Source organism: Zhongshania sp. R06B22 (assembly GCF_040892595.1).
GTDB lineage: Bacteria > Pseudomonadota > Gammaproteobacteria > Pseudomonadales > Spongiibacteraceae > Spongiibacter > Spongiibacter arctica.
This window is the reverse complement of record NZ_JBFRYB010000001.1, coordinates 2,761,129-2,783,621: the sequence shown is the minus strand read 5'-3', so window position 1 is coordinate 2,783,621 and position 22,493 is coordinate 2,761,129. Positions and strand designations below refer to the sequence as shown.

At 50.1% G+C, this 22,493-nt stretch carries 20 protein-coding genes; 18 read left to right on the top strand and 2 right to left on the bottom strand.

Annotated elements, in window-relative coordinates; genetic code table 11:
• The first annotated feature begins 71 nt into the window (after positions 1 to 71).
• From gyrA to AB4875_RS12645, 14 genes are all read left to right on the top strand, one after another.
• Positions 72 to 2,729, top strand: a complete 2,658-nt coding sequence (gene gyrA, locus AB4875_RS12710; RefSeq protein WP_368376426.1) for a DNA gyrase subunit A — start codon at positions 72 to 74, stop codon at positions 2,727 to 2,729.
• Between the two features lie 105 nt (positions 2,730 to 2,834).
• Positions 2,835 to 3,914, top strand: coding sequence for a 3-phosphoserine/phosphohydroxythreonine transaminase (gene serC / locus AB4875_RS12705; RefSeq protein WP_368376425.1), 1,080 nt, complete (start codon positions 2,835 to 2,837; stop codon positions 3,912 to 3,914).
• Positions 3,915 to 3,918: 4 nt separating this feature from the next.
• Complete coding sequence (gene pheA, locus AB4875_RS12700; RefSeq protein WP_368376424.1) at positions 3,919 to 5,064, top strand: prephenate dehydratase; 1,146 nt, start codon at positions 3,919 to 3,921, stop codon at positions 5,062 to 5,064.
• Positions 5,065 to 5,097: 33 nt separating this feature from the next.
• Positions 5,098 to 6,213, top strand: a complete 1,116-nt coding sequence (gene hisC, locus AB4875_RS12695; RefSeq protein ID WP_368376423.1) for a histidinol-phosphate transaminase — start codon at positions 5,098 to 5,100, stop codon at positions 6,211 to 6,213.
• Positions 6,206 to 7,102 carry a prephenate dehydrogenase/arogenate dehydrogenase family protein gene (locus AB4875_RS12690; protein ID WP_368376422.1) on the top strand — a complete coding sequence of 299 codons (897 nt, stop codon included), beginning with the start codon at positions 6,206 to 6,208 and terminating at the stop codon, positions 7,100 to 7,102. Before hisC ends, AB4875_RS12690 begins: the two co-directional genes overlap by 8 nt.
• Positions 7,103 to 7,140: 38 nt before the next feature.
• Entirely contained in the window at positions 7,141 to 8,442 is a 1,302-nt protein-coding gene (gene aroA / locus AB4875_RS12685; protein WP_368376421.1) for a 3-phosphoshikimate 1-carboxyvinyltransferase, read from the top strand.
• Positions 8,443 to 8,447: 5 nt separating this feature from the next.
• On the top strand, positions 8,448 to 9,140 hold the full coding sequence (cmk, locus tag AB4875_RS12680; RefSeq protein ID WP_368376420.1) for a (d)CMP kinase: 693 nt from the start codon (positions 8,448 to 8,450) through the stop codon (positions 9,138 to 9,140).
• A 137-nt stretch (positions 9,141 to 9,277) separates the two neighbouring features.
• Positions 9,278 to 10,957, top strand: coding sequence for a 30S ribosomal protein S1 (gene rpsA / locus AB4875_RS12675; protein WP_368376419.1), 1,680 nt, complete (start codon positions 9,278 to 9,280; stop codon positions 10,955 to 10,957).
• 119 nt (positions 10,958 to 11,076) lie between these two features.
• The gene (ihfB, locus tag AB4875_RS12670; protein ID WP_103685775.1) at positions 11,077 to 11,373 is read left to right on the top strand and encodes an integration host factor subunit beta; all 297 of its coding nucleotides are present in this window, start codon (positions 11,077 to 11,079) and stop codon (positions 11,371 to 11,373) included.
• A gap of 76 nt (positions 11,374 to 11,449) precedes the next feature.
• On the top strand, positions 11,450 to 11,743 hold the full coding sequence (locus tag AB4875_RS12665) for a LapA family protein (protein ID WP_368376418.1): 294 nt from the start codon (positions 11,450 to 11,452) through the stop codon (positions 11,741 to 11,743).
• A 6-nt stretch (positions 11,744 to 11,749) separates the two neighbouring features.
• Positions 11,750 to 12,946, top strand: a complete 1,197-nt coding sequence (locus AB4875_RS12660) for a lipopolysaccharide assembly protein LapB (protein WP_368376417.1) — start codon at positions 11,750 to 11,752, stop codon at positions 12,944 to 12,946.
• 9 nt (positions 12,947 to 12,955) lie between these two features.
• Positions 12,956 to 13,657: an orotidine-5'-phosphate decarboxylase gene (gene pyrF, locus AB4875_RS12655; protein ID WP_368376416.1), complete on the top strand. Its 702-nt coding sequence runs from the start codon at positions 12,956 to 12,958 to the stop codon at positions 13,655 to 13,657.
• 42 nt (positions 13,658 to 13,699) lie between these two features.
• A complete protein-coding gene (locus AB4875_RS12650) occupies positions 13,700 to 14,671 on the top strand; it encodes a DHH family phosphoesterase (RefSeq protein WP_368376415.1) in 972 nt (323 codons plus the stop codon).
• A 1-nt stretch (position 14,672) separates the two neighbouring features.
• On the top strand, positions 14,673 to 16,445 hold the full coding sequence (locus AB4875_RS12645) for an SLC13 family permease (protein WP_368376414.1): 1,773 nt from the start codon (positions 14,673 to 14,675) through the stop codon (positions 16,443 to 16,445).
• A gap of 13 nt (positions 16,446 to 16,458) precedes the next feature.
• Here AB4875_RS12645 and AB4875_RS12640 read toward each other — a convergent pair whose 3' ends face one another.
• Both AB4875_RS12640 and AB4875_RS12635 read right to left on the bottom strand, forming a co-directional pair.
• Positions 16,459 to 16,833, bottom strand: coding sequence for a hypothetical protein (locus tag AB4875_RS12640; RefSeq protein WP_368376413.1), 375 nt, complete (start codon positions 16,831 to 16,833; stop codon positions 16,459 to 16,461).
• 446 nt (positions 16,834 to 17,279) lie between these two features.
• Positions 17,280 to 17,783 carry a DedA family protein gene (locus AB4875_RS12635; RefSeq protein ID WP_368376412.1) on the bottom strand — a complete coding sequence of 168 codons (504 nt, stop codon included), beginning with the start codon at positions 17,781 to 17,783 and terminating at the stop codon, positions 17,280 to 17,282.
• Between the two features lie 185 nt (positions 17,784 to 17,968).
• Here AB4875_RS12635 and AB4875_RS12630 point away from each other — a divergent pair, with 185 nt between their 5' ends.
• The 4 genes from AB4875_RS12630 to AB4875_RS12615 are packed head-to-tail and all read left to right on the top strand — an operon-like array spanning position 17,969 to position 22,280.
• Positions 17,969 to 18,484, top strand: coding sequence for a Csu type fimbrial protein (locus tag AB4875_RS12630; protein WP_368376411.1), 516 nt, complete (start codon positions 17,969 to 17,971; stop codon positions 18,482 to 18,484).
• Between the two features lie 10 nt (positions 18,485 to 18,494).
• Positions 18,495 to 19,205, top strand: a complete 711-nt coding sequence (locus tag AB4875_RS12625; protein WP_368376410.1) for a fimbrial biogenesis chaperone — start codon at positions 18,495 to 18,497, stop codon at positions 19,203 to 19,205.
• Positions 19,206 to 19,245: 40 nt separating this feature from the next.
• Positions 19,246 to 21,819, top strand: a complete 2,574-nt coding sequence (locus AB4875_RS12620) for a fimbria/pilus outer membrane usher protein (RefSeq protein WP_368376409.1) — start codon at positions 19,246 to 19,248, stop codon at positions 21,817 to 21,819.
• Entirely contained in the window at positions 21,810 to 22,280 is a 471-nt protein-coding gene (locus AB4875_RS12615; protein ID WP_368376408.1) for a Csu type fimbrial protein, read from the top strand. The genes AB4875_RS12620 and AB4875_RS12615 overlap by 10 nt, the downstream gene beginning before the upstream one ends.
• Positions 22,281 to 22,493 lie beyond the last annotated feature (213 nt).

Here is a 22,493-nt window from a genome sequence, read left to right as displayed (position 1 = left end):
TACCGGATAAGGCCGATTTCGAGGCGACACTGCCGCGTAACGACTATCCATAATAAGGAATTACCCCGTTCATGGCTGATTTAGCTAAAGAGATTCTGCCGGTAAACATCGAGGACGAGCTCAAACAGTCCTACCTTGATTATGCAATGAGCGTCATCGTAGGTCGGGCGCTGCCCGATGTCCGAGATGGTCTAAAACCTGTTCATCGCCGCGTATTGTTCGCTATGAGCGAACTAGGTAATGACTGGAATAAAGGATATAAGAAATCCGCCCGTGTGGTTGGTGATGTTATTGGTAAATACCATCCCCACGGTGACTCTGCGGTCTATGACACCATCGTTAGGATGGCGCAGCCCTTTTCTTTGCGCTATATGCTGGTCGACGGTCAGGGTAACTTTGGTTCTATCGATGGTGATAACGCGGCGGCTATGCGTTATACCGAAATTCGTATGCGCAAAATTGCCCACGAAATTCTTGCCGATCTCGACAAAGAGACTGTCGACTGGGTGCCTAACTACGACGGCACAGAGCAAATACCCGCGGTTATGCCAACCAAAATTCCCGCGCTATTAATTAATGGTTCGTCGGGTATTGCTGTGGGCATGGCGACGAATATCCCGCCGCATAATTTGACCGAAGTCATTAGCGGTTGTTTGGCCTTGTTGGATGATCCAGATATTACTGTTGATCAGTTGATGGAGCACATTCCTGGCCCGGATTTCCCAACGGCAGCGATTATTAACGGCCGCGCCGGCATCGTTGAAGCTTATAGAACGGGCCGGGGCCGTATTTATATTCGCGCCAGGGCGGAAGTGATTGTTGACGAAAAGACCCACCGCGAGACGATTCTTATCCACGAGCTGCCTTACCAGGTAAACAAGGCGCGTTTGATTGAGAAAATCGCCGAGCTGGTAAAAGAGAAGAAAATCGAGGGTATTTCTGAACTGCGTGACGAATCTGATAAAGATGGTATGCGCGTAGTGATTGAAATGAAGCGCGGTGAAAGCGGCGAAGTTATCCTAAATAATTTGTACGCGCAAACCCAGCTACAAAACGTATTTGGCATCAATATTGTGGCCTTGGTAGATAACCAGCCGCGTATTTTGAACCTAAAACAGCTGATCGAATATTTTATTCGTCACCGCCGTGAAGTCGTTACTCGTCGTACCGTGTATCTTCTGCGTAAGGCCCGCGAGCGCGGTCACGTATTGGAAGGCTTAGCAATTGCGATTTCCAATATTGACGAAATCATCACAATGATTAAAGCCTCGGCAACCACTCAGGAAGCCAAGGAGAGTTTGATCTCGCGCCCTTGGAAATTGGGTGATGTCGCCGGCATGCTAGAGCGCGCAGGTGAAAATGCTTGCCGCCCAGATGAGCTTGAAGATCAATACGGCATGCGCGATGGCAAGTATTATCTGTCGCCAGTGCAGGTGCAGGCGATTCTAGATTTACGCTTGCAAAAATTGACCGGCCTTGAGCACGAGAAATTATTGGGCGAGTACCAAGAGCGCCTATTGGAAATCGCTGAATACCTGAATATTTTGGCGAATCCTGATGTTCTTATCGCAGTTATCCGCGGAGAGCTTGAGCAAGTGGTTGCTGATTACGGCGACGAACGTCGCAGTGAAATCGTGGCCTCGCAGCTCGACCTTAATCACGAAGATTTGATTCCAGAAGAAGATCGTGTTGTCACTATCTCGAATGGTGGTTACGCCAAGTCGCAGCCTTTGGACACCTATCAGGCCCAGCGTCGCGGTGGTATGGGTAAGTCGGCGACGTCGGTGAAAGATGAAGATTTTGTTGAACATTTATTAGTGGTGAATACCCATACCACCATTTTGTGTTTCAGCAATATCGGTAAAGTGTATTGGCTGCGTGCTTACCAGATTCCGGTTGCAGGTCGCAATTCTCGCGGTCGGCCAATGGTTAATTTATTGCCCTTGGATGCGAATGAACGTATTACCTCGATTCTGCCGGTTAATGAATACACCGAAGGCTTTTTCATCTTTATGGCAACAGGCTTTGGCACAGTTAAAAAGACCCCGTTGCAAGCCTTTTCTCGCCAGCGCAGTGTGGGTTTGCGAGCAATAGAATTAGATGAGGGCGATGTCCTTATTGGCACAGCCATAACCAATGGTGAGAACGATATTTTACTGCTGACCAGCGCCGGTAAAGCGGCTCGATTTGCAGAGCGGGACGTGCGCGCCATGGGCCGAACCGCTCGCGGTGTGCGCGGTATTCGTATGGACGAAGGTCAGCGTGCAATCTCCATGATCATTCCGCAAGAAGGTGGTCGGGTGCTGACCGTTTCAGAGAATGGCTATGGTAAGCGCACTTTGGTTGAGGATTTTCCTGCCAAAGGTCGTGGTAACCGCGGTGTCATCGCGATGGCCATGAGTGAACGGAACGGTCCATTGGTCGGGGCTGTTCAGGTCTTTGAAGGTGATGACCTGATGCTGATCAGTGATCAAGGCACACTGGTAAGGACGCGTACTGATGAAGTGTCGATCCTGAGTCGTAACACCCAAGGTGTTCGCGTTATTCGTTTGAAAGAAGACGAACATTTAGTGGGCGTTCAGCGCGTTGACGAAGAAGACGAGAAATTGTTGGAAGGCGAAGAAAATGCTGAGTCAGCATCAGCAGAAGATGTGATTGCCGGCGAAGCCTCTGCAAGCACTGATGGTGATGATGCTGCAGCGCCAGCGGACGATAGCGGCGAGGAGTAATCCTCGCTCTGTTTTTCAGAGATCTACAGCTAAACAATATAAGTAGCGGCGCCGCTGGCGCCGTTTGTTTTTTTATTTTTTAATCTTTCGGAGTGGCGATTTAACATGGCGCGTCGTTTTAACTTTTGTGCAGGCCCGGCTTCAATTCCTGAATCAGTATTAAAAGAAGCAAGTGAGCAGCTGCTAGATTGGCAGGGCCGTGGTGTATCGGTCATGGAAATGAGTCATCGCTCCGATGAAATGGTTGGTATCGCCAAGCAAGCTGAGGCTGATTTGCGCGAGCTGATGGGTATTCCCGACAACTACTCAGTCTTGTTTTTACAAGGTGGTGCAAGCAGTCAGTTTGCAGCTGTGCCGCTCAACCTGATGGGTGAGGGCAAGGTCGTTGATTACGTCAACACTGGTGAATGGTCAAAAAAAGCGATTAAAGAAGCGAAGCGCTACGCCACTGTTAATGTTGTTGCCTCGTCTGAAGATACCAATTTCTCTACTATTCCCGCCTTTGATAGCTGGAAGTTAAGCGAAGATGCGGCGTATTTGCATTACACGCCTAACGAGACGATTGGCGGTCTTGAGTTTTTCTGGACGCCTGAAAGTAAAGTGCCTTTGGTTGCCGATATGTCATCGACTATTTTGTCGCGGCCTGTCGATGTGAGCAAATTCGGCGTTATCTACGCCGGTGCTCAAAAGAATATCGGTCCTGCCGGTTTAACTATTGTTATTGTTCGCAATGATTTGCTGGGTAATGCGAGTCCGGTTACGCCGACCATGATGGACTACAAAACGGCTGCCGATAACGATTCTATGTATAACACGCCACCAACATGGGCCTGGTATTTGGCGGGTTTAGTATTTAAGTGGCTCAAGGCGCAAGGTGGTCTAGAGGCAATGGAAGTGATTAACCGCCGCAAAGCCGAAAAATTGTACAGCTACATTGATGGCAGTGGTTTTTATACCAATCCGGTAGAAGTTGCCAGCAGGTCATTGATGAATATCCCCTTCGTTTTGGCCGACGCAGGTTTGGATAAGACGTTTCTTGCGGGTGCAGAAGAAGCTGGTCTGCTGAATTTGAAAGGTCATCGTTCTGTGGGTGGTATGCGGGCTAGCGTTTATAACGCGGTGCCTGAAGAGGCCGTAGATGCCTTGATTGCCTACATGAAAGATTTTGCCCAACAACACGGCTGAGTTTATGAGCGAATCCAACACGCCGCTGGTAAGTCTTGATGATTTACGTCAAAGCATCGACAGCATCGATACCCAGATTCACGATCTGCTAAATCGTCGCGCCAGCTGTGCCAAGCAGGTCGCCGAGGTTAAATTGCGGGAGTTTGCCGCGGCGCAGCAGTTTGAATCTAATACTGATAGCAGTAGCTCACAGCAGTTATTGTTTTATCGTCCCGAGCGTGAAGCGCAGGTATTGTCTCGAGTGAAGGCGGCAAATAAAGGCCCCTTAGCCGATGACACGGTGGCGTTTATTTTTCGTGAAATTATGTCGGCGTGCTTGGCCTTAGAAAAGCCAATGGAGGTTGCTTACTTAGGGCCGCTGGGTACGTTCAGTCAAGCTGCGGCGCTCAAACATTTTGGCCACGCTGTTGTTAGTGTTCCGCAGTCATCAATTGATGAAGTGTTTGCAAAAGTTGCCAATGGTCAGTGCCATTATGGTGTGGTGCCGGTAGAGAATTCTACCGAAGGCATGGTTTCTAATACCTTAGACGCCTTTATTAATTCTCCACTGAAGATTTGTGGCGAGTTAGAGTTACGTATTCGTCTGAATTTGTTGGTGGCTAAAGGCGGTAAAGATACGCCGATAACACGTATATGCGCACATCAGCAAGCATTGGCGCAGAGTCGTCAGTGGTTGGATGCACATTTCCCCGGTGTGGAGCGCGCAGCGGTTAGCAGCAATGGCGAAGCGGCGCGGATGGCGGCAGAGGAAGAAGGTGTTGCCGCAGTGGCTGGAGATATGGCTGAGCAGCAGTACGACTTGTTGCAATTGGCTGCAAATATTGAAGATCAGCCGGATAATACCACGCGCTTTTTAATTATTGGTCGCGAAGATGTGGCTGCCAGCGGCAGTGATAAAACCTCCTTGGTGGTCTCTGCACGTAATCGTCCTGGCGCCTTGTTTAAGTTGCTGGAGCCGTTTCAAAAAGCAGACGTGATGCTTACGCGTATTGATACCCGGCCATCGCGCACTGAGCCGTGGACCTATGTCTTCTTTATTGAATTTGAAGGTCATCGCGACGATAGTAAAATTATTGATATCCTAAATGATATTGAACAGCATTCTATTATGTTCAAAGTGTTGGGTTCCTATCCCAAGGCTGCTATTTAGTAATGTTTTTAGGTTTAAAGTGAGGGCAAGCAAGTGACGTGTGATGTGTTTGCGCTGGCAAATGTTGGTGTTCAGGGTTTGCATCCCTATCAGCCCGGTAAGCCTATTGAAGAGTTGCAGCGTGAGCTGGGCTTGGATAGTGTTGTTAAGCTGGCGAGTAACGAGAACCCGCTAGGACCGTCGCCGGTGGCGTTGGCCGCTGCCCAGACTGCATTAAAACAAATGCACCTTTATCCCGACGCGAGCGGTTTTGAATTAAAGAAAAAGCTCGCCGCAAAATTGGGTGTTTCCGAAAACCAATTTACGCTTGGTAATGGCTCCAATGATGTCCTCGATCTAATCGCCCGTGCGTTTTTAAGTGCGGGTAGTTCCGCAGTTTTTTCGCAACACGCTTTTATTGTCTACCCGATTGCGGTGCAGGCTGCTGGCGCTCGTGCCATTATCACACCAGCTAAAAACTGGGGGCACGATCTAGTCGCGATGGCAGCGGCTATTGAGCCCGATACCAAAGTGGTTTTTATTGCCAACCCGAATAATCCCACCGGTAATTATCTTGATAGCGACGCTGTTAGTGCATTTTTAGCTAAGGTCCCCGAGCATGTCATTGTGGTGCTGGATGAGGCCTACGTTGAATTCGCCGAGGTCGCAGACTTTCCTGATGGTCTAGGCTTTCTTGCTCAATACCCCAATGTCATAGTGACCCGCACGTTTTCAAAGGCCTATGGCTTGGCCGGACTGCGGATTGGTTATGGGGTAAGTAGTCCGGAAATTGCCGATTTGCTAAACCGCGTGCGTGCACCGTTTAATGTCAATATTCCCGCCATGTCAGCCGCGCTTGCGGTGCTGGATGATCACGAATATTTACGCCGTAGTCAGCAGGTGAATAGTGCCGGTATGGCGCAGTTGTGCGCTGGCTTTAATGAACTAGGTTTGGCGTATATTCCTTCGGTAGGTAATTTTGTTGCGGTGGAGCTACCCTGCGATGCTCTGCCTGTTTACCAAGCGCTTTTGCGTGAGGGCGTTATCGTAAGGCCGGTCGGCGTTTATCAAATGCCGAAGCATTTGCGGGTTTCAATCGGTTTGGAACATGAAAATGCCAGATTCCTTATTGCCCTACGCAAGTTGATAGAAGAGGGCTGTTTTGATTAATAAGCTGACCATTATCGGCCTGGGCCTAATGGGTGGGTCATTGGCCAAGGCGCTCAAAGCCCAAGGTGCAGTTGTTGAAGTTGTCGGCACGGGGCGGCGCACTGAATCACTTGACCGTGGTTTGCAGCTAGGGGTAATCGATTCATACACGCTTGATATGGCCGAGGCTGTTGCCGGTGCTGACGTAGTGGTGATTGCCACCCCGACTTTGATCGCCGAAAAAGTTATGGCGGAATTAGCGCCATTGATGACACCGAATATGGTGGTCACCGATGTTGCGAGTGTGAAAGGTAATATTCAGCGAGCGGCGGAACAAATTTTTGGTCAGGTGCCGCCTAATTTTGTGCTTGGTCATCCCATTGCCGGTTCCGAGCAAAGTGGCGTTGAGGCGTCGGCAGTCGATTTGTTTCTCGATCATCGGGTGATACTAACGCCCTTGGCAAATACTTCTGATTCGGCCTTGTCCCTCATTAAAGCAATGTGGGAGGCATGTGGGGCAGAAGTGGTTTGTATGGACGTGGCAGAGCACGATGCTGTGCTCGCCGCCACCAGTCATCTTCCCCATGTTCTTGCTTACACCCTGGTGGATGCGCTGGCACAGAATGGCGCTGCGGCCGACATTTTTAAATTTGCGGCGGGCGGTTTTCGAGATTTTACGCGCATTGCGTCTAGTGACCCGACTATGTGGCACGACATTGCTTTGGCGAATCGCGATGCAATCTTGCAAGGTATTGATGCATTTAGCTCGCATTTAGATCTGGTTCGCAAAGCGATTGCAGACGGTGACGGGGATACTATTTTTGCAAGCTTCGATCGCGCTAAGCACGCTCGTGATGAGCATTTTTTGGGGCAGTATCTCACCCGTGAAAAAAAGCCTCCGTCATCGTAAATTCCTATTCTTCTGATTAAATTAAAGAGACTCTTATTGTGGATTTTCTGTTGCAAGCCGGTGGTCAAATGCGCGGTACAGCCCGTGTTCCTGGCGACAAATCAATCTCACATCGCTCTATTATGTTGGGCGCGATTGCCGACGGCGTGACTACCGTAGACGGCTTTCTTGAGGGTGATGACGCCTTGTCTACGCTCAATGCTCTGCGGGCAATGGGTGTGGAAATTGACGGCCCGGAAAATGGTCGTGTTGTTATTCATGGTGTCGGGCGTGACGGCCTTAAAGCGCCGGTCGGCGAACTGTATGTTGGTAATTCCGGCACCTCAATGCGCTTGCTGGCCGGCTTGTTGGCGGGGCAAAAATTTGATGTGACGATGACCGGTGATGTGTCATTGAGTAAGCGCCCCATGGAGCGTGTGGCCAAGCCGCTGCGAGAAATGGGTGCGGTGGTCGAAACCGCAGAGGGCGGTCGTCCGCCGTTGACCCTGCGTGGAGGTCAATCTTTGAAGGCGATTGATTATGTGTTGCCGATGGCGAGTGCTCAGGTGAAGTCCTGCGTTTTGCTAGCAGGTTTATACGCCGATGGTGAAACCAGCACCACTGAGCCGGCGCCAACCCGTGATCATAGTGAGCGTATGCTGCGTGGCTTTGGTTATCAGGTTGAGGTCGATGGTCCGGTAGCGAAGCTAAAAGGCGGTGGTCGATTAAGCGCTATTCATATTGATGTTCCCGCTGATATCTCTTCGGCGGCTTTCTTTATGGTAGCGGCGAGTATTACCCCGAATGCCGACTTAACCTTGGAGCACGTGGGCATTAATCCTACCCGAGTCGGTGTGATCAATATTTTGCGCGCCATGGGTGGCGATATCCGCGTGTTTAATGAGCGGGAAGTGGGCGGTGAACCGGTTGCGGATATCCGCATATGCCATGCCCAGCTCAAGGGTATCAATATTCCAGAAGACCAAGTTCCTTTGGCGATTGATGAGTTTCCCGTGTTGTTTGTGGCTGCTGCCTGCGCAGAAGGGCAAACGGTACTTACCGGCGCGGAAGAGTTGCGGGTTAAGGAGAGTGATCGTATTCAGGTGATGGCGGATGGCTTGCAAGCCATGGGCATCAGTGCGGTGCCGACAGAAGATGGCATTGTGATTCAGGGCGGACAAATTACCGGTGCAACCGTAGAAAGTCATCACGATCATCGTATTGCAATGTCGTTTGCGGTGGCTTCACTGCGCGCTCGCGACCCTATTCGAGTGCGGGGTTGCGATAATGTGGCAACCTCTTTTCCGAATTTTGTGAGCTTGGCTGCCGGTCTGGGTATGAATATAGAAGTGCAGGTGTGAGTGATATGAATTTTACGGCAGCAGCGGTTATTGCCATAGATGGGCCCAGTGGTTCTGGTAAGGGCACCCTATGCCAAAAATTAGCGAGGCATCTGGGTTGGCATTTATTAGATAGCGGCGCGCTATACCGCCTGGTGGGTATGGCGGCCGATAAGCATGGATTTGCATTTGATGATGAAGCCGCGATAGCTAAGTTGGCGGCACATTTAGATGTTGAATTCGTTGCGGGCGAGCCGGGTGAGCCAACTAGTGTTTTGTTGGAGGGCGTGGATGTTAGCGGCGACTTGCGCACTGAAAACACCGGCATGTTGGCGTCAAGGGTCGCAGTATTGCCAGCAGTGCGCAGTGCTTTACTAGGGCGTCAGCGGGATTTTGCTCAGGCGCCTGGCCTGGTTGCAGATGGTCGCGATATGGGCACAGTTGTTTTTACCGATGCTGCGGTCAAAATATTCTTAACAGCAAGTGCCGAGGAACGGGCCGAGCGGCGCTACAATCAGTTGAAATCAAAGGGTGATGATGTTAACCTCGCGACCCTTTTAGGGGAGATACGCGCGCGTGACAAGCGTGATTCCGAGCGCGAATTGGCTCCATTAAAGCCCGCAGACGACGCTGTGCAGATTGATAGCAGTGGTTTAGGGATAGAAGAAGTGTTTAACCGAGTATTGGCGGAAGTTAATACTCGACTTGTTAGTCCTTAAAAAGGCTAGCCAAAAACCGTCGCAAACAGCGCAAATACCAGCTGGCGTTGTATTGAGGCAATATGAATTGACCCGTGTAAGCTGGATATACGGCGATACGGTGGCGTTGCCACTACTAAATACTCAGGTAATGACTAATGAGCGAGAGCTTTGCTGATCTATTTGAAGAAAGTTTAAAAACCATTGATATGAAACCCGGTTCAATCGTAACCGGCGTTGTTATCGATATCGACAGTGATTGGGTTACCGTTCACGCTGGACTGAAATCAGAGGGTGTTATTCCTCGCGAGCAGTTCCTGAATGACAACGGTGAATTAAATCTGGCTATCGGTGACGAAGTTCAGGTTGCTCTGGAGTCTGTAGAAGACGGCTTCGGTGAGACCAAACTGTCACGTGAGAAGGCCAAGCGCGCTGAAGCGTGGACTACCCTTGAAGCAGCTTATGAAGCTGAAGAAACGGTTGTTGGTATCATTAACGGCAAGGTTAAAGGTGGTTTTACTGTCGACATCAACAGTATCCGTGCCTTCCTGCCCGGTTCACTGGTTGACGTTCGTCCGGTTCGCGATACTGCGCACCTAGAAGGCAAAGAGCTTGAATTCAAGGTCATTAAACTGGACCAGAAACGCAACAACGTTGTTGTTTCTCGTCGCGCCGTTCTTGAGAGCGTAAACAGCGAAGAGCGCGAAGCGCTGCTGGAATCTCTACAAGAAGGTATGGTTGTTAAAGGTATCGTTAAAAATCTGACCGACTACGGTGCTTTCGTAGATTTGGGTGGTATTGACGGCCTATTACACATCACCGATATGGCTTGGAAGCGTATTAAGCACCCAAGTGAAATCGTTGAAGTGGGTCAAGAAATTGACGTGCGTATTCTTAAGTTTGACCGCGAGCGCAATCGTGTATCGCTAGGTCTGAAACAGCTTGGCGAAGATCCTTGGGTTGCTATCAAAGCACGTTATCCAGAGAACTCACGTGTTAAAGCTAAGGTTACTAACTTAACTGACTACGGCTGCTTCGCAGAGATTGAAGAAGGCGTTGAAGGTCTGGTTCACGTTTCTGAAATGGATTGGACAAACAAAAACATCCACCCATCTAAAGTCGTTCAAGTTGGCGATGAAGTGGAAGTGATGATTTTGGATATCGACGAAGAGCGTCGTCGTATTTCTCTTGGTATTAAACAGTGCCAGCAGAACCCGTGGGATGCATTTGGTGGTCAGTTCACTAAAGGCGACAAGATCAAAGGCGCTATCAAGTCTATTACTGACTTCGGTATCTTCATTGGTCTAGATGGCAACATCGACGGTCTGGTTCACTTGTCAGATATTTCTTGGAACGAAACTGGCGAAGAAGCCGTGCGTAAGTTCAAGAAGGGTGACGAGATCGAGACTGTGATTCTGTCAATTGACCCCGAGCGCGAGCGCATCTCTTTAGGTGTTAAGCAGCTTGAAGACGACCCGTTCTCTAACTATGTCGCTGAAAATGACAAAGGCGCTATTGTTAATGGCGTTGTTAAAGAAGTTGACGCAAAAGCGGCAATCGTTGTGCTGAGTGAAGAAGTTGAAGGCGTGTTAAAAGCGTCTGAAATCAGCCGTGATAAAGTTGAAGATGCGCGTAATGTCTTGAAAGTGGGCGATGCTGTTGAAGTTAAGATCATCAGTGTAGATCGTAAAAATCGCGCCATGACCTTGTCTATTAAAGCCAAGGACTTTGACGACGAGAAAGAAGCTGTTAAGTCACTGCGTGAGAAAGAAGTCGAAGCTGCAGCTCCTGCAACCATCGGCGACTTGATCAAAGCTCAGATGGAAAATAAAGACTAAGGTCTTTGTCTGGGTTAAAGTTGCGGGCATTTAGTTGTACTAAATGCTCGTAACTATCTGGCTTATATGCAAAAAAATGCTAAGCTAGGCTTGATTGTTGGAAACAACGGGAACAAGCAATGACCAAGTCTGAATTAATAGAATTGATTACCGAACGTCAGCCTCAGTTGTCTCATAAAGACGTTGAGTTGGCAGTTAAAACTATGATCGAACATATGTCGACGGTTTTGGCTACGGGTGATCGTATAGAGATTCGAGGTTTTGGTAGCTTTTCTCTGCATTACCGTGAACCCCGGATGGGGCGCAATCCCAAGACAGGCGAAACTGTGGAATTGCCCGGTAAATATGTACCGCATTTTAAGCCCGGCAAAGAGTTGCGTGAACGTGTAAATTTGAGCCTGCAGTCAGGCACTTAGCATTCGCAGCTACTAGCGTTATGATGACAGAAACGGTATGGTCACTGACCATGCCGTTTTTTTTTGGAAAGGTTAGATGCGTCTGATCCGCTCAATTTTAGTATTGTTATTACTGCTCCTCGTCTTAGCTGTCGGGCTATTGTTTACTATTCAAAATGACGTGCTGGTGCCTTTAAATGTGCTGGTTGCTGAGCTTCCTGCTCAACGTCTGTCGACCTGGATTATATTGTCCTTCTTCCTTGGTGGTCTTGCCGGATTGGCTGCTAGCTCCCTTGTTATTTTGCGCTTGCAGGCTTCGCGGCTCCGCTCTCGTCGTCTTTTGAATGCTCAGAAAGCTAAGTTCGAAAGAAGCAAGCTGACAGGTAGCTAGCTTGGAATGAGTGGGGAACTAGTTCAACTCATATTAATTCTTGTGGCAGTGGTCAGCGCCTGGCTGCTTGGGTATTGGTATCGCCCGAGAAAGAATCGCAGCAGTGATGACAATGCAAGCTCGTATTACAAGGGCTTGAATTATTTGCTTGGCGAGCAAGCCGATGCCGCTGTTATGACTGTGATCAACGAATTGCCAGTCAATATCGAAACGCTTCCCACTCACTTGGCCTTAGGAAATCTAATGCGCAGCAAAGGTGAGGTTGATGGCGCAATTCGTATTCATCAAAATTTATTGTCGCGACCCAGTCTACCCAAAGATAAGTTGTATCAAGTTCACCTGGAGCTGGCCAGAGATTATATCTCTGCGGGGTTGCTAGACCGGGCTGAGCGCCTGCTCCGCGATGTTGTTGATGAGTCGACAGTGTATCGCGCCGATGCTTTAGCGCTTTTGCAAAACATCTATCAGAGTGAAAAAGAGTGGGATCAAGCGATCGCAGTAGCGCGCTTGCGTTTGCCCCAGCGTGGCTGGCTTAAAAAGTCGGTGGCGCCCAGTGCGGAAGAGAAGGCAGTAGAGTGTTCCTTAAGTCATTACCACTGTCAGAAAGCGCAGCCCCTACTTGCCAATCACGATACTAAGGCGGCCGCTAAAGAACTGCAGCTAGCACGCCACTTCGATGCGGATAATGTCCGTGCTAATTTATTATTGGCAGGGTTGGCAATAACTCAAAATAATTCACAAAAGGCCTTAGATTTACTGCAGGCAGTGATTGAGCGTCAGCCGGCATTTGCCAGTGAGGTATTGCCGCTCTTTCGTGAGGCCTTTGCGGGGTTTGCTAGTAACTCAGCCTATCTTGATGCGCTTCAGCGCATTTCAGCTAAGGCGAATAGCACGGCATTTATTATTGAGTGTGCGGTGGTCATTGCTGAGCGCGAGGGTCAAGAATCGGCCCTAGCGTATTTGTATGATGCTGCGATGCAGAGGCCGACATTGGGATTGTTGTCTGCGGTGCTCGAACAGCCGGGCGGTGAGGGTCAGCAAAGTCTCGCCTTAGTTAGGCAATTATTGGATTTACTTAAGGTTGAGCGGCCAACGTATCGCTGCCGGCATTGCGGTTTTTCTGGGCAAAAGCTGCACTGGCTGTGTCCCAGCTGTGAGCAGTGGGGTACCATTGCGCCACTGCGTGGAATACAAGGTGATTGAAGTAAAATTATGATTGAGAAATCTCCGCTAATTGTAGCCTTAGACTTTGCTGTGCGCTCAGAGCTTGATGCCTTGGTAGACAAGCTGGATCCATCCCTATGTCGCGTGAAAGTAGGCAAAGAGCTTTTCACCTTATATGGACCGGAGGTGGTGCGAGACTTACACCGTCGCGGTTTTGAGGTATTTTTAGATTTAAAATTCCACGATATTCCCAATACTACCGCGGCGGCAGTGGCTGCTGCCGCAGACTTGGGGGTGTGGATGGTTAATGTCCATGCGTCCGGTGGCATGAAGATGATGTCTGCGGCTAAGGCTGCATTGCAGCCGTTTGGAAAAGATGCGCCGCTACTTATCGCCGTGACAGTTTTAACATCAATGCAGAGCGACGAGCTTCTTAACATTGGAGTGCATGATAATGCACTAGCACAAGTCAGCCGTTTAGCGATGCTGACCTCAGAATGTGGCTTGGATGGCGTGGTGTGCTCGGCGCAAGAAGTGTCGGTGTTACGAGGGTTAATCCCCGACGATTTCTTACTGGTGACACCGGGCATTCGTCCGCAAGGCAGTGCCTTGGGTGATCAGCAGCGAGTAGCAACGCCAACTGAGGCGATGGCGATGGGCAGTAATTATTTGGTTATTGGTCGTCCGATTACTCGTAGTGAAGATCCTTTGGCGGTGTTGAAACAGATTAATGCAACGCTAGGCTATTGATTTCAGATTGAATAGATTTTTAAAAATAGGGAAATAAAACGAATGGCAGTGATTGATGTTTTCAATGGCGACGCAGATGGCTTGTGCGCCCTAGTTCAGTTGCGTAATGCGAGCCCACAAGACAGCGTGCTTGTTACCGGTGTAAAACGCGATATTAATTTACTCGACCGTGTTACTGCGCAAGCCGGTGATCAAGTAACGGTGCTCGATGTGTCGCTGGATAAAAATCGCGATGGCTTAAACACAGTGTTAAGAGCCGGTGCTGACGTGGTTTATATTGATCATCACTTTGCCGGTGAAATCCCTGAGCACACTAATTTAACGGTGAATATTAATCCGGCTGCAGATGTGTGTACGAGTTTGCTGGTCAACGGTATGTTAAAGGGGCGGTTTGCTGAGTGGGCTGTAGTTGGCGCGTTTGGTGACAACCTTCGCAACAGCGCAATGGCGCTCGCGAAAACCCTAGAGTTAACTGACGAGGAGTTGCAGAAACTAGAAAACCTGGGTATCTACCTTAACTATAATGGTTACGGTGCCAGTATTGATGACCTTCATTTTGATCCTGCTGAATTGTATCGTCGCATTGCGTCATTCGCGAGTCCGCGTCAATTTATGAATGAGGCCGCGGATACTTTTTCACAATTGGAAGAGGGTTATATCAACGATATGCGCGCGGCGAGTCAATTGCCGTCGGTGCATTGTGATCAGGTAAGTGCCGTATTTATACTTCCCGATGAGCGCTGGGCAAGGCGTGTTAGCGGTGTCTACAGTAATGATCTGGCCAACGATTTCCCCGATCGTGCGCACGCAGTGCTGACAGAAAAAAATAATGGCAACTATCTTGTAAGTATTCGGGCGCCGCTAAATAATAAGCGGGGCGCTGATGAGTTTTGCCGACAGTTTCCCACTGGCGGTGGCCGAGCCGCCGCAGCGGGTATTAATGATTTACCGCTGACTAGCCTTAATGATTTCCTTGAGCGATTCCAAGAGTTTTTCCGGAGCTTGTCTACATAATATGTTTACTACCGATGCGTGGATCGCCCTTAGTGTTATTGCCGCGTGTCTGCTGGCTTTAGTTTTTACCCGCCGGCCGCCAGATATGGTCTTGTGCGGCGGGGTCGTAGTGTTGTTGCTGCTCGGGGTGCTGTCGCCAAAAGAAGCGCTAGCTGGTATGGCTAACGAGGGTATGGTCACCGTCGGGGTGCTGTTTATTGTCGCCCAGGCTTTGTCGGAAACCGGTGTTGTCAGTTGGATTTCTTTGAATATGCTGGGGCGTCCTAAATCGGCGCGTATGGCGCAGTTTCGTTTGATGACGCCAGTGGCTATCTTTAGTTCGATCCTCAATAACACGCCTGTGGTGGCGATGATGATTCCTGCGGTGCGGGACTGGGCTAAGCGCAATAATTTAGCGGTGTCGCAGTTGATGATTCCCTTGAGCTATGCCGCGATTGTCGGCGGTACCTGCACCTTAGTCGGTACCAGCACTAACTTGGTCGTCAACGGTATGATGCTGGATACGCTGCCGGATCAATCTTTGGGAATGTTTGACTTGGCCTGGGTCGGTTTGCCCAGTGTAATTTTGGTTTTGGCGTTTACGATCTTTGCAAGTCGCTATTTGCTGCCTACTAGCAACGGTAACGCCGAGCGCTTTGGTGATACCCGGCAGTATATTGTCGAGATGCTGGTTGAGTCCCATAGTCCAATGATAGGGCAGTCGATAGAGGAGGCTGGGCTTCGGCAATTGCCGGCCATGTTTTTGATCGAGATTGTTCGCGATGATCGCCTTATGACAGTGGTGTCGCCAAAGGAAATTTTAATGTCGGGAGATCGCCTTATTTTTGCGGGTGATGTGCGCTCGGTTGTTGATCTTAAAAACTTCCACGGCCTTAGGTTGGCGGAAGATCAAGCCTTTAAACTTGGCGACAACAATTTGTCGCGCTGCTTGGTTGAGGTGGTTATTTCCCCGAATTTTCCCCATTTAGGCAGCGTTATTCGCGAGATGCGCTTCCGCAATAATTATGGTGCAGCGATCATAGCCATCTCTCGAAATGGTGAACAACTGAAGGGTCGAATTGGTGATCTTGAGTTGGAGCCCGGTGATACCTTATTGCTCGAAGCCTATGAGGATTTTGTTCCCAATCAGCGCTATTCGAGAGATTTTTTATTGGTAAGTGCCATTGAGAATTCGCGTCCCGTGCGTCATGAGCATCGTGGCCGCGCGGGCATAATCATGATCGCCATGGTGCTGGTGGTTGCTATCGGCTGGTTGTCGATGCTGAAAGCCGCTTTTCTGGCGGCGGGGCTGATGGTAGCCACACGCTGTATTCGTGCGGCGGACGCCCGGCGCAGTGTGGATTGGCAAATTTTGTTGGTGATTGCGGCTTCCATCGCTTTAGGTGGGGCTCTGGAATCAACCGGCGCAGCCGCAGTGATTGCCCAGCAAATCATTGGCCTGGCTTCGGGCTCGCCCATAGCTACCTTGGCGGCTATTTTCATAGTAACAACATTATTTTCTGCGGTTATTTCTAACTTGGCCGCCGCGGTGATTGTATTTCCAATTGCACTGGCAGCGAGTCAGCAGCTTGATGTCAGTATGCTGCCGTTTGCGGTTACTTTAATGATGGCGGCGTCGGCAAGTTTTGCGACGCCTATCGGCTACCAAACCAACCTCATGGTTTACGGTCCCGGTGATTATCGGTTCAGCGACTTCCTTAAAATGGGTATACCGCTGACCGTGATCGTTGGTGTGGTGACAATATCGATTGCGCCATTAATCTGGCCGTTTTAAGGGCTAAACTGTTTTATTTGCAATCTCGTTCTGCCAGCTGAGACCATTGGTTTTTGCTGGCTAGTACATCCTTGTCGGTAATGACAATCTTGGTTTTAGCTTTGGCAAAACCATTTGTTAGCAAAAATCCACAGACTGATTTGGCATAGTTTTTAGCGTTGAAATGATCTTTCGCAATCGCAATCACTAAGACATTATGCTGCGTCCATATCGCATCGACATTACCATTTTGGGCTCGCTCTAAAGCGCGCTCTATTTTCTCGTGACCATTGCTGAAGCTTGGACTTGCGTTGGCTGGCACTATGACCAATGTGCTGGTAAATAGCGTCATTGTAATAAAGGCTGTGTAAGTGGCACTTTTAGATTTCCAGAGAAATGTACTTCGCATTGATGAGATCACAGTGATAGTTAGAGTGGCCTACAGAAGTATAGCTGAGTCGTCGAAGAAGTTGTGGGCGATCGTATTTAATCTGCTATTCGGGTCGCCGAATACTATTAGCCTAATTCAGTCTTATTAAATGGGGCGGGGTAGTTAACTTAAAAAGATCTTTGTATGTGGCTGCGATGCTGGAGTGAGTTTGCTGATGCCTGCAGTGATCGGTCTTTGAGCTTTAAAAGGTGATTTCCTATGGTCGAGATAACAATGCGATACTGTCACTAATGCATTTATTGTGCAGTTATACTAGCGATGCTTACTCCAAATAAAAATAAATGATCATCTGGAGTTGTTATGCCTAGCCGGCCTACATCCGCATTGCTTAACGGTGTTGTACCTTAGGTATCTATACAAGGTGGACGTGGGCGTTTACATTATGGCCGCATGTATAGTCGCGCTCAGCTGGCAAATAAACCGCTAGTCCCGATAATGGCTGCTCCTAGGAGTAGCGTCCAGATACCCACTGCCAGTAAATCGAAAAAGAGGTATTTGAGGCCGTTGTAGCCGCTGATGCCAGTTATGAGTGGGACTATGCTGCGGATGGCGGGGATGATTCGGCCAATTAAAATTGCCCCCCAACCGTAGCGACGTATAAGGGCTTCAGTTCGCTCAATGTGCCGCCGATATCTTGCCGCAAATTTACTTGTGTGAAATGTCGGACCTATCCGGCGGCCAATCCAATAACCGCTTTGGTCGCCAATGGTAGCGCCAATAAAAGCAAAAAAGAGTATAGCTTCGACGGAAGCCAGCTGTTGTGCGTACAAAAAAATAGCGACTGATAGCAACAGCGCACCGGAAATAAATAGACCTATGCCAACCAAAGCTTCAAAGCAGGCGAGCCCCATTACCAAGTAGTGAGCATAGCTTGGGTTGTTAGCTATCCATGCAAGAAACGAATCCAAAGCTATTTTCCTTTCGTCGATATTCTTAGTATTAGTGCGTCTAAGTACTTATACCGCTTAGAGATTTGATCGTCTATGGTGGATTATCAAAAGCGTTTTTAGCTTCGAAGTTGTTTCGCGGTGGTGCTCTGTACCAAAACCGCAGTTATAGCTTGCGCGGAATTTAACGCAGGAGAGTGATGTTGATGAATACGATGAAATTGGTGAACGAGTTTAACCGAGGCGCACTTGTCTTAGCTGGAGCAATTTTTTCGGGAACATTGTTTGCTGCTACTGATACTACGACGTTTACTGTTACTGCAACCGTTGCTGACAGTTGCAGTGTTGCTGCTACCGATCTGGCTTTTGGCAGCATTACACCGGTAGACAATATCGATTTTGATAATACCAGTACTGTGACGGTAACCTGCTCTAATGGCACTAGTTACGATACAGGGTTAAACGAGGGTAGTAATAGCAGCGATACCACGGTGAATACCCGACGTATGAGCGATGGCGTGACAAGTTTTCTTTCATATCAGCTTTATAGCGATTCGGGTCGCACTACTGTATGGGGAGATACTGTCGCTACCGATACGGTTGCAGGGACGGGTGATGGCACCGGCCAGGCTATTACTGTGTATGGCAGAGTTCCCTCAGGTCAGCAGACGGTGTCCACCGGCAGCTACTCTGATACTGTGACGGTTACCGTTACGTTTTAGGAATTAAATTATGCTGCGTGTTGTCGCGTTCACCACGCTATTGTTGCTTACTTCTTTTAGTGCAGTTGCCAGCTCATTTACTGTGGACCCAGTGCTGGTTAAGTTGAACAGCGCTAAACCCACCGCCGCGCTAACCCTTCGCAACACCGAAGATCGCCCGCTCACTATTGAGGTCGAGGCCCTTGACTGGGCTCAGTCGGACGGTGAGGATAGCTTATCTTCCAGTCGACATTTGATTGCCGTGCCACCTATTTTCACGCTGCAAGGCGGTGAACAGCAGATTGTGAGGGTGGGTTTACGCAATCCGCAAGCAGAGGCTATTGAGCAAGCTTTCAGGCTACTGTTTAAGGAAGTGCCGCAGCTTGCAGTAAATGGGCAGGGCTTGCGTATCGCCCTGCGCGTGAGCCTACCGGTCTTTGTGGCACCTGAGGGGCCAGCGCCGAAATTTTTAGACTGGCGGGCACGGGTTATTGACGGTCAAATTCTCGAGATACGCTCAGAAAATCATGGCGCCGTGCATTGGCGCAACGCCGACATGGAAGTGCTGCGTAAGTCTGATCTAAGCTCCCTGGCGGTCGATAAGAGTCTTGTGTATATACTCCCTGGGACTAGCCGGCAATGGCGTTTTAATACAGCGAAGCCGCTGGTAGTCGGTGACGAACTGCTAATCATTACGCGCAACTACGGTCGGACCGTTCAAACCCGTGTGGTTGTGGAATAGCGCGCGGCGCTGTGCTCCGCTACTAGCGCTATGCCTTTACATGGGCAGCGCAGCATTTTCCCTGCATGCCTTTGCTTTCCAAACGTCAGCCAGTACTGAGTATTGGTTGAAAGTGGCCTATGGGAGTAGCGATACACAACTACGCGCTCGGGTGCTAGAACGCGACGGGCGGTGGTATGTCCTGAAGGCAGATTTGGCGGCGCTTGATCTGCCCGAACCCGACGCCTTGTGGTTTCGCGACGATGGCGAGCTCTTCTTTCCCCTTGCCGACCTGCATGCTCTTGCCTGGAAAGTCGATGTATTCTGGAAGTTACTGCATTTGGCGCCTCTACCAGCTCCCGATAACCAGCCGCCAATGGAAAGCCTCAATGACAGCTGGCTGGAGATCAGCGTCAACGGGGGCACTGCCCGCGTTGGTTTCGCGCTGGTTGCCGACGATGGTCAAGTCTATGTGGATAGCGATGTGCTGCAGGGTTTTCGTCTGGATTTGTCCGCGCTTGAGGCGCTGCAGGTCTATCAGCGTTCATTTCATGCGGTTTCCAGTATTCCTGGAAGCTGGGCGGTGCTTGATCGGCGTCGCCAGCGCCTAGAATTATACGCGCCCGCGGAGGCATTTCGGCGCGGTGAAATCGCCTCTTCCTATAGTCGCTTGGTATCTCCGGATTTTAGTAGTCGCGGAAGTTTTCTTAACTACGGGCTGTTTTCCAGCCACACCCCTCAGGATGATCGCTTCGACGGCCAGTTTGAGGCGGGATTTTTTACCGGTCGGGCTTTGTTGACCAGCTCGCAACTGGCGCGCGACATAAGTGGGGATCAGCAGCGTGCTGTGCGCTTAGAATCCACTTTGCGCTTGGATTGGCCTGAGTCCATGCGGACATTGCGACTCGGTGATAGTGTTGGCTTTGCCGGTAGTTGGGGTTTGCCCGCTCGTTTTGGGGGGATTCAGTGGGGCACTAATTTTGGCACCCAGCCTGGATTTATTACTTTCCCGATGCCTGACATTACTGTCGATGCGGCAATTCCTTCCACGGTTGATGTCTTTATTAATAACGCTCTCAGGGCCAGCGAGCAGATAGATCCCGGGCCCTTCACGATGCGCGAGTTGCCAGTGGTCACTGGTTCCGGTGAAATTCGTCTGGTGGTGCGGGACTTGTTTGGCCGCGAGCAGGTGATTACCGAGTCGTTTTATGCGACTCCGCAGTTGCTGCGGCGCGGCTTGCATGAATACAGTTATGAAGTCGGTTCCCTGCGCCGTAATTTCGGTCTCGATGGCAATGATTATGAGCAGGGGTTTATTGCTGGTACTCACCGCTATGGTTTTAATGACCGTCTGACCGGCGAGCTGCGGGGCGAGCTGCTGCGCGACGTGGTAACTGTCGGCGCCGCCACCAATTGGTTGTGGCCACAGCTAGGCGAATTCCAGCTGACACTGGCCGCTAGTAACAACCGTGACAGTGGGCGCCGGGGTGAGCAGGCAAGCTTGGGATTTCGCCGCCAGGGGTCGCGTTGGGGTTTAGGTGCTTCTGCTCGTATAAGTAGTCCCGACTTTGTGCAACTTGGTGCCCTCGATACTGCGCCGAACAGGCTGCGAGCTAACGCCTTTGGCAGTGTCGGCTTTGGCCGAGCAGGGGCTGCTACCGTGGGGTATGTGCAGCAAAAATCCCGGGATGGTGAGGATGTCGAATTTGCTACATTTCAATACAGCCTTAGTTTTTTTAGTGCCCTGAATCTCCAGCTCAATGTTTTTGAGCCGCTTAGTGATAATTTGCAGCGCAGCGCGCAGTTGTCATTAAGCCTTCCACTGGGTGCCCGTACTTCAGTGCAGGTGAGCGGCAACCATCAGCAGTCGGGAGAAGGCGGCGGTCGTCTTCAGCTTCAACGCAACCTGCAAGCCGGCAGCGGTTTTGGGTATCGCGTGCTGGCGGAAGATGACCCTCTAGATCGAATAGAGGCGGGGGTTCAATTACGCGGATCAGCGGCGACCTTGACCGCCGATGCAGCTCGAATCAACGGTTCTGAGCAAATTCGCAGCAGCCTAACCGGGGGGGTGGCAATGATGGCAGGACATTTTTACTTGAGCCGGGAATTGGATCAGAGCTTTGCCGTAGTGGAAGCGCCGGGCTTGGCCGGCATCGATATTTATCACGACAATCAGCGAGTAGCCAGAACCGGCGCCGATGGCCGGGCGATTGTCCCTGGTCTCAGAGCCTTTCAGGAGAATCGAGTGCGTTTGGATAACACGTCGCTGCCCATGGATCGGGAAATACAAAGTCTTGAAGAAAGTGTTATTCCAGCATTTCGCCAAGGTGTTGCCTTGCAATTTGCAGTACGGCGCTCCCATTGGGTGGGCTTGCATCTGTATACTGAAGACAATAAACCGCTACCAGCGGGTAGCGCCTTGCGCGACGTAGTCAGCGGCGCTGTATTCCCGGTAGGTTTTGATGGGCGAGTGTATCTTGACGTTAGCCCCGGTAGATATCGCTACCGTGCTAACTGGGGCGAGCAGAGTTGTGAGGTGGCATTGACAGTTCCGGAGTCCGTCGAGTCACTGGGAGAGTTGGGCCCCCGCACCTGCGGCGGCATATGTGACAAGGAGATGCAGACTTGCCAATAGCGCTGCGAAGATTATCGGGACCTCAGATCATTGTTTTTTTGTGTTTGTTGCTGGCAATCTCTCCCCGCGCTGATGCTCAGCTGGGTTGCAGTATTTCTGCCAGTGGGCTCGCCTTCGGCAGTTATAGTGCGTTTTCAGGGAGCCCTGTGGATAGCTCGGGGACAGTGCAGGTTCAGTGCCTACTGGCCTTGGGTTTCGAGGTTACTCTAAGCACCGGTCAGGGCAGTTTTGCAGTTCGTGAGATGAAAAGCGGAGGTAATGCTCTTCAATACAATCTCTATACCAATAGTGCCCGGTCCATTATATGGGGCGACGGCACTTCCGGTACCGCAACCCGCAGCGGCAGTGTGGGCATTTTTTTATCCCCTGTTAGCTTCACGGTATACGGCCGAATTCCCGCTGGACAAAATCCAGTAGTCGGTAGTTACAGCGACACCATTACGGCCACCGTTATCTTTTGAACTTTGAGCTGGCTTTACGCTGTGTAAGGAAGAATTTAACTATGAAGTGCGATCGACCGCGTTTTATCTTTGTCTTCTTGGGTGTGGATACTGGTGATCGAGTCGATTAGTTTTAGCTACTAGAAAATTTACCGGTAAAAAAGACGCCGTTATGTGATGAGACAGTTTAAAAATGGCGATGTAAAGGTGTTACTTGCCTACCTGAAAACAGTT

Bases quoted from the DNA above. Each gene is read 5' to 3' on its own strand.
- AB4875_RS12645 (WP_368376414.1), top strand. From the start codon at position 14,673: ATGTTTACTACCGATGCGTGGATCGCCCTTAGTGTTATTGCCGCGTGT.
- cmk (WP_368376420.1), top strand. From the start codon at position 8,448: ATGAATTTTACGGCAGCAGCGGTTATTGCCATAGATGGGCCCAGTGGT.
- pyrF (WP_368376416.1), top strand. From the start codon at position 12,956: ATGATTGAGAAATCTCCGCTAATTGTAGCCTTAGACTTTGCTGTGCGC.
- rpsA (WP_368376419.1), top strand. From the start codon at position 9,278: ATGAGCGAGAGCTTTGCTGATCTATTTGAAGAAAGTTTAAAAACCATT.
- AB4875_RS12650 (WP_368376415.1), top strand. From the start codon at position 13,700: ATGGCAGTGATTGATGTTTTCAATGGCGACGCAGATGGCTTGTGCGCC.
- AB4875_RS12625 (WP_368376410.1), top strand. From the start codon at position 18,495: ATGCTGCGTGTTGTCGCGTTCACCACGCTATTGTTGCTTACTTCTTTT.
- ihfB (WP_103685775.1), top strand. From the start codon at position 11,077: ATGACCAAGTCTGAATTAATAGAATTGATTACCGAACGTCAGCCTCAG.
- gyrA (WP_368376426.1), top strand. From the start codon at position 72: ATGGCTGATTTAGCTAAAGAGATTCTGCCGGTAAACATCGAGGACGAG.
- AB4875_RS12620 (WP_368376409.1), top strand. From the start codon at position 19,246: ATGGGCAGCGCAGCATTTTCCCTGCATGCCTTTGCTTTCCAAACGTCA.
- pheA (WP_368376424.1), top strand. From the start codon at position 3,919: ATGAGCGAATCCAACACGCCGCTGGTAAGTCTTGATGATTTACGTCAA.
- AB4875_RS12630 (WP_368376411.1), top strand. From the start codon at position 17,969: ATGAATACGATGAAATTGGTGAACGAGTTTAACCGAGGCGCACTTGTC.
- AB4875_RS12640 (WP_368376413.1), bottom strand. From the start codon at position 16,833: ATGCGAAGTACATTTCTCTGGAAATCTAAAAGTGCCACTTACACAGCC.
- AB4875_RS12660 (WP_368376417.1), top strand. From the start codon at position 11,750: ATGAGTGGGGAACTAGTTCAACTCATATTAATTCTTGTGGCAGTGGTC.
- serC (WP_368376425.1), top strand. From the start codon at position 2,835: ATGGCGCGTCGTTTTAACTTTTGTGCAGGCCCGGCTTCAATTCCTGAA.
- AB4875_RS12665 (WP_368376418.1), top strand. From the start codon at position 11,450: ATGCGTCTGATCCGCTCAATTTTAGTATTGTTATTACTGCTCCTCGTC.